The organism is Stenotrophomonas mexicanensis (assembly GCF_032911605.1).
Classification (GTDB): Bacteria; Pseudomonadota; Gammaproteobacteria; order Xanthomonadales; family Xanthomonadaceae; genus Stenotrophomonas; species Stenotrophomonas maltophilia_A.
Genome location: NZ_JAWJTG010000028.1, coordinates 52118 through 62564, shown reverse-complemented (window position 1 = coordinate 62564; position 10447 = coordinate 52118). Strand labels below are relative to the sequence as shown.

General features: G+C 66.7%; 7 protein-coding genes. 1 reads left to right on the top strand and 6 read right to left on the bottom strand.

The genetic code is table 11. From position 1 onward, the window contains the following. Positions 1 to 48: 48 nt before the first annotated feature. From gyrA to ligA, 6 genes are all read right to left on the bottom strand, one after another. Positions 49 to 2763 (bottom strand): DNA gyrase subunit A, encoded by a 2715-nt coding sequence (gyrA, locus tag R1L06_RS13315; RefSeq protein WP_049400193.1) that lies wholly within the window; start codon positions 2761 to 2763, stop codon positions 49 to 51. A 217-nt stretch (positions 2764 to 2980) separates the two neighbouring features. Beyond that, positions 2981 to 4045, bottom strand: a complete 1065-nt coding sequence (gene mtnA, locus R1L06_RS13310) for an S-methyl-5-thioribose-1-phosphate isomerase (RefSeq protein ID WP_293792773.1) — start codon at positions 4043 to 4045, stop codon at positions 2981 to 2983. Positions 4046 to 4092: 47 nt separating this feature from the next. Continuing rightward, positions 4093 to 4821 (bottom strand): DUF3011 domain-containing protein, encoded by a 729-nt coding sequence (locus R1L06_RS13305; protein WP_032127686.1) that lies wholly within the window; start codon positions 4819 to 4821, stop codon positions 4093 to 4095. Positions 4822 to 4963: 142 nt separating this feature from the next. Beyond that, on the bottom strand, positions 4964 to 5920 hold the full coding sequence (gene epmA, locus R1L06_RS13300; protein WP_317217923.1) for an EF-P lysine aminoacylase EpmA: 957 nt from the start codon (positions 5918 to 5920) through the stop codon (positions 4964 to 4966). Further along, the gene (locus R1L06_RS13295; RefSeq protein WP_317217922.1) at positions 5917 to 6402 is read right to left on the bottom strand and encodes a GNAT family N-acetyltransferase; all 486 of its coding nucleotides are present in this window, start codon (positions 6400 to 6402) and stop codon (positions 5917 to 5919) included. Before R1L06_RS13295 ends, epmA begins: the two co-directional genes overlap by 4 nt. Positions 6403 to 6451: 49 nt before the next feature. After that, positions 6452 to 8923 carry an NAD-dependent DNA ligase LigA gene (ligA, locus tag R1L06_RS13290; RefSeq protein ID WP_317217925.1) on the bottom strand — a complete coding sequence of 824 codons (2472 nt, stop codon included), beginning with the start codon at positions 8921 to 8923 and terminating at the stop codon, positions 6452 to 6454. A 310-nt stretch (positions 8924 to 9233) separates the two neighbouring features. On the opposite strand from ligA, the gene R1L06_RS13285 reads away from it, so the two are divergent. Continuing rightward, positions 9234 to 10358 carry a pyridoxal phosphate-dependent aminotransferase gene (locus tag R1L06_RS13285; protein WP_317217921.1) on the top strand — a complete coding sequence of 375 codons (1125 nt, stop codon included), beginning with the start codon at positions 9234 to 9236 and terminating at the stop codon, positions 10356 to 10358. Positions 10359 to 10447 lie beyond the last annotated feature (89 nt).

Here is a 10447-nt window from a genome sequence, read left to right as displayed (position 1 = left end):
CGCCGGCACAGGGCCGGCGTCGTCGGGTACCTCAGGCTCGTGGCAGGATCACTCCTGCGCGGCGTCCTCGCTGCTGGCAGCAGCCGGTGCGCCGTCGGTCGCGGCCGGGGCAGCGACGGCCACCTCGTCCTCGTCCTCGTCGATCGAGGCATCCATGCGCTCCACCGCCTGCAGCTTCTCGTCCTTGGACAGGCGGATCAGGGTCACGCCCTGGGTGTTGCGGCCGACACGGCTGATTTCCGAGCCACGCGTACGCACCAGGGTGCCACCATCGGAGATCAGCAGCACTTCGTCGCTGGAGCCCATCAGCACTGCGGCGACCAGCTTGCCGTTGCGCTCGGTGGTCTGGATGCCGATCACGCCCTGCGTACCACGGCCCTTGCGCGGGTAGTCCGGCAGCGGGGTGCGCTTGCCGTAGCCGTTCTCGGTGGCGGTGAGGATGTACTGCACGCTGGCGTCATCGGCGCCGTCGATCACCGCATCGCCATTGGCTGCGGTTTCCTCGACACCGTTGTCGTCCTCGTTCTCGTCCTCGCTGCCACCGGCACTCTCGGCCACGATCAGGCTGACCACTTCCTCGCCGGCCGGCATCTTGATGCCACGCACGCCGGTTGCGGTCCGGCCCATCGAGCGGACCTTGTCTTCACCGAAGCGCACGGTCTTGCCGTTGGAGGCGAACAGCAGGATGTCGCGCTCGCCGTCGGTCAGGCCGACGCCAACCAGAGCATCGCCCTCGTCCAGATTGATTGCGATCTTGCCGCGCGCCAGACGGAAGGCGAACTCGCCCAGCGGGGTCTTCTTGACCGTACCGTTCTTGGTGGCGAAGAACACGAACTGGCCATCGGCGTATTCGCGCACCGGCAGCACGGCCTGCACGCGTTCGCCCGGCTCCAGCGGGATCCAGTTGATGATCGGACGGCCGCGGGCATTCGAACCGGCTTCGGGCAGCTGGTAGACCGGCAGCCAGAACACCTTGCCCGAGCTGGTGAAGGTCAGCAGCGTATCGTGCGTGTTGACCAGCCACAGCTGTTCGATGAAATCTTCTTCCTTGGTCGCTGCCGCACTGCGGCCGCGGCCGCCACGGCGCTGTGCGCGGTACACGCTCACCGGCTGCCGCTTCACGTAACCGGCATGCGACACGGTGACCACCACGTCTTCCGGCGCGATCAGGTCGAGGATGTCGAGATCTTCTTCGCTGTGGCGGATTTCGGTACGACGCTCGTCGCCGAACTCGGCCTTGACGTTGACCAGTTCCTCGCGGATCACCTGCAGCAGACGGTCGGGATCTTCCAGGATGTGGATCAGCCCGGCGATCACTTCCAGCAGCTGCTTGTACTCGTCGGTCAGGCGGTCCTGCTCCAGCCCGGTCAGGCGGTGCAGGCGCATTTCCAGGATCTGGGTGGCCTGGATCTCGGTCAGCTGGTAGCCGCCCTCGATCAGGCCCACGCCCTTGGGCAGGTCTTCCGGACGCGAGGCTTCGGCACCGGCGGCACCCAGCATCGCACCGACCAGGCCGGGCTCCCACACGCGCGCCAGCATGCGCTCGCGTGCTTCATTCGGGTTCGGCGAGGTCTTGATCAGCTCGATCATCTCGTCGATGTTGGCCAGCGCAACGGTCAGGCCTTCCAGCACGTGGGCACGGGCGCGCGCCTTGCGCAGCTCGAACACGGTGCGGCGGGTGACCACTTCGCGACGGTGGCGGACGAACGCCTCCAGCATCTGCTTGAGGTTCATCAACTGCGGGCGGCCATCGACCAGCGCCACCATGTTGATGCCGAACACCGATTCCATCTGGGTCTGCTGATACAGGTTGTTCAGCACAACCTCGGCAGATTCACCGCGCTTGATCTCGATGTAGATGCGCATGCCGTCCTTGTCGGACTCATCGCGCAGCTCGCTGATGCCTTCGATCTTCTTTTCCTTGACCAGCTCGGCGATCTTCTCGATCAGACGCGCCTTGTTCACCTGGTAAGGAATTTCGGTGACGATGATCGATTCGCGGCCGTTGTCGGCCACTTCGATATCGGCCTTGGCACGGATGCGCACACGGCCGCGGCCGGTGCGATAGCCGGCGACGATGCCGGCAGTGCCATTGATGATGCCGGCAGTCGGGAAATCCGGGCCCGGGATGTACTCCATCAGGCCGTCGACATCGATTTCCGGATTATCAATCAGCGCGATGCAGGCGTTGATCGATTCGCTCAGGTTGTGCGGCGGGATGTTGGTGGCCATGCCCACCGCGATACCGGCCGAACCGTTGACCAGCAGGTTCGGGAACCGGGTCGGCATGACCGTCGGCTCCAGCTCCTTCTCGTCGTAGTTGGGCTGGAAATCGACGGTTTCCTTGTCGATGTCCGCCATCAGCTCATGCGCGAGGCGCGACATGCGCGCTTCGGTGTATCGCATCGCCGCGGCGGAGTCGCCATCGATCGAGCCGAAGTTACCCTGGCCATCGACCAGCATGTAACGCAGCGAGAACGGCTGTGCCAGGCGCACCAGCGTGTCGTACACCGACTGATCGCCATGCGGGTGGTACTTACCGATGACGTCACCGACGATACGCGCCGACTTGAAGTAGGGCTTGTTGCTGTGCGCGTTGAGTTCGTTCATCGCGAACAGCACGCGGCGATGCACCGGCTTGAGGCCATCGCGCGCATCCGGGAGCGCGCGGCCCACGATCACGCTCATGGCGTAATCGAGGTAGCTCTTGCGCATCTCGTCTTCCAGGTTGACCTGGATGATTTCCTTGGCGTTTTCTGCCATTCGGGTTCCGTTGTCTGGTAGCGGTCCAGTCCGGCGCAGCCCTCTGCGGGAGGGGGTCGTGCCGGAACCTCGATTCAACCTGTGGATACTACCACAACAGGCCGTTCCCTGCCTCCATTTACGGGGATTTTACCGGCACAAATCAGGAACTTAGGGGGGTGCCGGCCAGCGGCCGGCACTACCGGGGCGGAGGTCACGCTGCCCCCTCCCCTGTGCCTCAGCCACCAAAGGCGGCGCGCATGTTCTCGATGGTCGGGTTCAGGATCACCCCGCGCTCGGTCACGATGGCGTCGATCAGTTCACCCGGGGTGACGTCGAACACCGGGTTCCAGGCGGCGATGCCTTCGGCCACGGTGCGGGTACCGCCCACGCCGTACAGCTCGCCCGGGTCGCGCTGCTCGATCTCGATCTGGCTGCCATCCACGGTCTCCATGTCCACGGTCGAGGACGGCGCCACCACCATGAACTTGACCCCGTGGTGGCGAGCGGCGATGGCCAGCTGATAGGTGCCGATCTTGTTGGCGGTATCGCCGTTGGCGCAGATGCGGTCTGCACCGACGATCACCCATTGCACCGCACCGGTCTTCATCAGGTGCGAGGCCGCCGAATCGGCGATCAGGGTGGCGTCGATGCCATCCTGCTGCAGTTCCCACACGGTCAGGCGTGCGCCCTGCAGCCACGGACGGGTCTCGCCGGCGAACACGCGGGCGATGCGGTGCTGGGCCATGCCGGCACGGATCACGCCCAGTGCCGTGCCGAAGCCGGCGGTGGCCAGCGAGCCGGTGTTGCAGTGGGTCAGCACGCCGCTGCCGGCCTCGATCAGGCCCGCGCCCAGCGCGCCCATGTGGCGGTTGGCGGCCAGGTCCTCCTCGGCAATGGCCTGCGCTTCAGCTTCCAGCAGGGCCTTCCAGTCGCCGCCGGCGACGTTCAGGCAGCGACGCATGCGCGCCAGCGCCCAGGCCAGATTGACGGCGGTCGGGCGCGATGCGTTCAGGCGCTGCAGCGCCGGCTCCAACTGCTGAAGCGCATGCGCGCCATCAGCGGCCTGCACGTCCCGCGCCGCCAGCACCACACCCCAGGCTGCGGCAATGCCGATCGCCGGCGCGCCACGCACGGTCAGCGCGTGAATGGCGCTGGCAACTTCGTCACTGTCATGGCAGACCACGTGCTCGACCACGAACGGCAGCTTGCGCTGGTCCAGCAGTTGCAGGGCATCGCCGGTCCAGAGGATCGGGCGGATGTGGTCATAACGGGCGTAGTCGATGTCGGAGGCAGTGTTCATGGGCCCATTGTAGGGCCACGCCCCGCGTGGTTGGAGCCTGCCCGGGCTCAATTCACCGAGAATTCGGCGCGGCAGCCGCCGTCCACCCAGATCCCGTTGCGGTTCCAGCCCCAGGTGTTGCCTTCCTCGCACGGGGTGCTGGACAACTGCTCGGTAACGACCGCGCCGACCGAAATGCTCGCCCCACAGAAGCGGCGCTTCTTCGACTTCGACTCGCAGGTCAGGCGGCGTGGCACGTCGACAAAACGGCCGTCCTCGTCAGCCACTTCGAAATCGCCCTGGCAACCGCGGCTGGTCCAGACTTCATTGCGCTTGTAGCCCCAGCCCTGCCCTTCGCGGCACGGAAGCACCGACAGCTGGCGCAACAGGCGCACCGGCGCCCCGTCCAGGCGCACCGGGCAACTCTGCGGGCGGCCATTGGATTCGCAGCGCACCACACGGCGGACCAGGCGCTTGCCTTCCGTTGCCGCAGGCGCTGCACCTTCCGCACGACGCGCACGGAACTCGGCGCGGCAGCCAAGGGTGACCCACACGCCACTGCGGTCGGTGCCCCATTCGCTGCCACGGATGCAACTGTTGCTGGACAACTGGCGCACAAGGTCGATGCCATTGCTGACGTCGATATCGCAATGCACCCAGCCCATGTCGCGCGATTCGCAGGTCACCACTTCGCCGTCATAGCCCGCCTGCTGGGCCGACGCCGATGACGGCAGCCAGGCACCCCAGAGCGCGATGGAGTACACCGGTGCAGCGACAACCGCAAACCACTTGACCAAAGCCTTCCCCAGCAGGAATGGATGAACTGCGTGCCAGTGTCCGGCATCTGCCGTGATAAGAGCATCATCCTGCTTGCCGAAGCAAGCGCGGAAACGCGAAATTCCGTTCAGTCTTCGATGTTCAGGAACGTGCGCACCGCGCTCACGCGTGGGCGAAGTCGTAGGCCAGCACATCGGCGATATGCGGCGTGCGGCTCATCGCCATCAACAACCGATCGACACCCACCGCCACGCCAGCGCAGGCAGGCATCGACGGCAACGCCGACAGCAGCGCCTCATCCACGGACGGTTGCACCTGGCCCCGCTCATGGCGGCGCTGCAGGTCACGCTGGAATCGCGCACGCTGTTCGTGCGCGTCGTTCAGTTCGTGATAGCCGTTGGCCAGTTCCACGGCCCCCAGATAAAGCTCGAAACGCTCGGCCAGCGGCGGCGTGCCGGCTCGAATGCGCGCCAGTGCGGCCTGGCTGGCAGGCCAATCATGGACCACGGTCATCACCGCGTCATCGAAATGCGGCTGGATATGATGGGTCATCAGCAGATCCAACCAGTCATCGCGGGTCAGCCCGACCGGGTCGATATGTACCTCGCCCAGCGCGGCACGCAGCGCGGCCTCGTCGGCATCGAACGGATCCACACCCACGTACTGCTGGAACAGCTCGCGGTAACTGAGCACACGCAGCGTCGCACTGCGCCCGACCAGGGCCAGCGCCTGGCCGACCAGCTCGGCGGTTTCCTGCACCAGGCGATGGTGGTCCCAACCGACCCGGTACCACTCCAGCATGGTGAATTCCGGATTGTGGCGGCTGCCCGCCTCGCCGTTGCGGAACACCCGGCCCAGTTCGTAACAGTCACCCACGCCCGCCGCCAGCAGGCGCTTGAGCGGATACTCCGGCGAGGTACGCAGCCAGCGGCGGCGGCCACCGGCATCGACATGGCCGGTGAAATCGGTATGGAAGCTGTCGATGTTCGGCTCGGTGTTGCCGGCCACCGACAGGATCGGCGTCTCCACCTCCAGCACATCGCGATCGGCGAAGAAGCGGCGCACCAGCGCGTTGAGCGCGGCACGCTGCTGCAGCGCGCGCAGCAGGGCCTCGCTCACAGGATGCCCTCCGGGCGCGGATGATCCAGCGGCAGGGTCAGCAGATCGCGGGTGTCATCGATGTAGCCACTGGCCAGGTACAGGCGCCGGGCCAGTTCGTTGTGGTGGTTCACTTCCAGCCGCAGGCGGCTGACGCCACGCCCGCGAGCGCGCTGTTCGCAGATGGCCAGCGCCTGCTTGCCGCGGCCGCGGCCGCGCGCGCGGTAGCTCAGGTACAGCTCGTCCAGCAGCATGAAGTGGCCGCCCTGCTCCAGACTGAAACTCATCGCGATCACTGCGTAGCCCACCACCTCGGCGGCCTCGTCCAGCCACAGCAGCACCTCGCCATTGCGCGGATCGGCCAGCAGCGCGTCCACGCCGCGACGCACGCGCGCGTCGTCGAAGTCGATCTTGTCTTCGGCATAGAACTCGCGCATCAACGCGATCAACAGTTCTTCGTCGGCACGGGTGGCCAGGCGGAAATCCAGCGGAGCGGTCTGCATCGGTGTTCCTTTGTGTTTCATGCCGGGCGCCAGGCACCCGGCGGGGTCATCATTCGTGTTCGGCGAGGTAGGCCAGCAGGCGGTCTTCGTCCCATACCGGCACGCCCAGCGACTGCGCCTTGTCCAGCTTGGAGCCGGCCTCGGTACCGGCCACCACGAAGCTGGTCTTCTTCGACACGCTGCCGGAGACCTTGGCACCCAGCGCTTCCAGGCGTTCCTTGGCGGCATCGCGGGTGAGCTGGGCCAGGGTGCCGGTCAGCACCACGGTCTGCCCATCCAGCGGGCCGGCTACGATCTCGGCCAGCGCCGGCGCCTTGGCCAGGATCTGCTGCATCGCCTTCTCGGCCGCCAGCAACATCGCGCCATGGCCATCTGCATCGAGCCACGCAGCCAGGCCGCGTGCAGTGTCATCGGGCAGGCCGGCGTTGACGAACTGGCCATGCTCGGCGTCGAGCACTGCTTGCGCGCCGGAAAGCGCAGCGACCAGTTTTTCGGCGCGCAGGCGGGTGATGCCAGGGATTTCCGATTCGACCAGCAGCTGCGCCAGATCCAGCCCTTCGCGCAGCTTGGCACTGGGCGCATGCACATCGCTGATGCGCACCTGACCGACCTGTAGCAGGTCATCGATGGCCTGCTGGTTGCCCTGCTGCTCGAAGAAGTGGCCCAGCGAACGCGCCACTTCGCCGCCGATGTCCGGCACACGCTTGAACAACGGCCACGGCAGGTGGCGGATCAGCTCCAGGTCACCAAACCACTGCGCCAGCGCCTTGGCCGTGCTCTCACCCACGTGCTCGATGCCAAGCGCGAACAGCAGGCGCTCCAGCGTGGCCGCACGGCTGGCGTCGATCGCCGCGATCAGGTTGTCGGCCCACTTGGTGGCGATCTTCTTCGTGTTCCATTCGAAGCTGGCCGGCTGTGCCAGCGCCTGTGCTCGCCAGCCCGGATCGTTGCCATCCAGCTTGAGCACCGCATTTAGCACCGCACCACTGCCTTCGGCGGGCAGGTGCAGCTTCAGCGCAGCCGCCAGTGCGGAAGGGTCCTCGGCATCCAGCACCAGCTTCAGATGCAGCAGCTGGTCACGGTTGAGCCGGTACAGATCGGCCACGCTTCTGACGATGCCGGCGTCGACCAGGGTTTCGATGTACTTGTCGCCGAGGCCGTCGATATCCATTGCACGACGCGAAGCAAAATGGGCAATGGCCTCCTTGCGCTGCGCCGGGCAGGACAGCTCGCCCGAGCAGCGCCATGCGGCTGCACCTTCCTCGCGCACGATTTCCGAGCCGCACACCGGGCAGCGCGTCGGCATCTGCCACGGCGTAGTGCCCTGCGGGCGGCGGTCGAGGATGACGCTGACCACTTCCGGAATCACATCACCGGCGCGGCGCACGATCACGCTGTCGCCCACGCGCACATCCAGGCGTGCGATCTGGTCGGCGTTGTGCAACGTGGCGTTGGACACGATCACGCCGGCCACCGCCACCGGTGCCAGCCGCGCGACCGGTGTGGCAGCACCGGTGCGGCCGATCTGGATCTCGATCGCCTCTACCGTAGTGCTCTGTTCCTGCGCGGGGAACTTGTGCGCGATGGCCCAGCGCGGCGCACGCGAAACGAAGCCCATGGCCTGCTGGCCGGCGCGGTCATCCAGCTTGTAGACCACACCATCGATATCGAACGGCAGGCCATCGCGGCGCTCACCGATATCGCGGTAGTAGCCGAGCAGGCCGTCGGTGCCTTCCACCACCTTGCACAGCTCACTGACCGGGAAGCCCCAGGCACCGAGCTGGGCCAGCGTGCCCGAATGGGTGTCGGGCAGCTCGCCGCCCTGCACTTCGCCGGTGCCGTAGGCGAAGAAACTCAGCCGGCGCTGGGCACTGATCTTCGGATCGAGCTGGCGCAGCGAACCGGCCGCCGCGTTGCGCGGATTGGCCAGCACCTTGCCGCCCTGCTGGCGCGCACGCTCGTTGTAGGCCTCGAAGTCGGCGCGGGCCATGTAGACCTCGCCACGTACTTCCAGCACATCCGGCCAGTCCTTGCCGTGCAGGCGCTTGGGAATGTCACCGATCTCGCGCAGGTTGGCCGTCACGTCCTCGCCGGTACTGCCATCACCGCGGGTTGCGCCGAGTACGAAATGACCGTCCTGGTAGCGCAGGCTGATCGCCAGGCCGTCCATCTTCGGCTCGGCCGAGAACCGCAGGCTGCGACGGCCCAGGCGCTCGTCGATGCGGCGTACGAAATCCGCCACTTCCTCGTCACTGAAGGCATTGGACAGCGACAGCATCGGCACCGCGTGGCGCACTTCCGGGAAGCGGCCGGACGGGCGCGCACCGACCTGCTGGGTCGGGCTGTCGGCACGGGCCAGCTCCGGATGCTCGCGCTCCAGCGCTTCCAGCTCGCGCACCATCCGGTCGTAGTCGACGTCGGGGATCTCCGGCGCGTCCAGCTCATGGTAGGCGCGGTTGGCCTGGGCGATCTGCCGGCGAAGGTCTTCGGCGCGTTCGGCGGGGCTGGGGCTCATCGGGATCCGGTGGTTCTGGGATGGCCGGGGATTCTACCGCGCCCGACCGTCAGGCCCTGTAACGCTCCCGCCTTTGTAGCGTCGAGCTTGCTCGTCTGGTGCTCCCTCGCTCTGGCAGGTGCCAACCACTCCCCCATCCTGGTACGTGCCAACCACCCTCCCGCTCTGGTAGGTGCCAACCACTCCCCAGCTCTGGTAGGTGCCAACCTTGGTTGGCACATCTACAGTCGAACATGGTTCGACTCCGCAGAAGAGCAGCTTGCCGCCCGTGCCCACCGGCGCTAGCGTGCGACGGTCGCCCTTCGGAATCCTACCCGTGCCCCTGCCCGCTTCCCGTCGACGCTTCCTGCAACTGGCCGGTGCTGGCCTCGCCGTCGCCGGCACCGGCCTGCCGCAGCTCGGCCATGCCCAACCCGCGACAGCCGCCGCCCCAGCCCCTGCCGAAGGCGCCGTACTACTGAACTTCAACGAATGCCCGTACGGCCCCTCGCCCGCAGCCCAGCAGGCGGCGCGCGACAGCATCGCCAGCTGCGGCCGCTACCGCTTCGAACTGGCGGGCCAGGTGCGCGATGCGTTCATCGAGCAGGCCGGCATTCCGGCCGACCATATGCGCCTCTATCCGGGCTCCAGCGAACCACTGAACCGCGCTGCCACGCTGTGGACCGGCCCGCAGGCGGGGCTGGCGGTGGCCGACCCGACCTTCGAGACGCTCGGCGAGGTCGCCGCCGCACACGGTGCACACGTGCAGAAAGTGCCGCTGCGCGAGGACGGTGCACACGACCTGCGTGCGATGGTCGCCGCCGCACACGCACGCCCGACCGGGCTGCTGTATGTGTGCAACCCGAACAACCCGACCGGCTCGATCAGCCCACCAGATGAGCTCGCCTGGCTGCTGGCCCACAAGCCCGCTTCCACCCGCGTGCTGTTGGACGAGGCGTATCTGCAGTACAGCGAACAGCCGAGCCTGATCGCGCAGGTGGCGCAGCGCGATGACCTGATCGTATTGCGCACGTTCTCCAAGCTATATGGCATGGCCGGCCTGCGCCTGGGCGTGGCGACCGCACATCCAGACCGCCTGCGCGAGCTGGCCAGCCTCGGCGACAACCCGCTGCCGGTGCCGGCGCTGGCGGCGGCACTGGCCAGCCTGCGCGATCCGCAGTTGATTCCACAGCGCCGCCTGCAGAATGCCAAGGTGCGCCAGGCTACCATCGCATGGCTGGGCAAGCGTGGTTTCAGCTGCCTGCCGTCGGAAGCGAACTGCTTCGTGGTCGACGTGCAACGCGATGGCAGCGCGTTCGCCAAGGCGATGGCGGACAACGGCGTGGTGATCGGACGCAGCTGGCCGATCTGGCCACAGCGCGTGCGCGTGACCGTCGGCACCGAAGAAGAAATGGCCGCGTTCCGCCATGCGTTCGCGAAGGTGGCCGGCGTACCGGCCTGATCCTGTTGGATGGGGCGAACCTTGGTTCGCCCCATCCACGCATGGCGTGGATCTACTGTTGTGGGTGCCGACCTGGGCCCCTGTAGAGT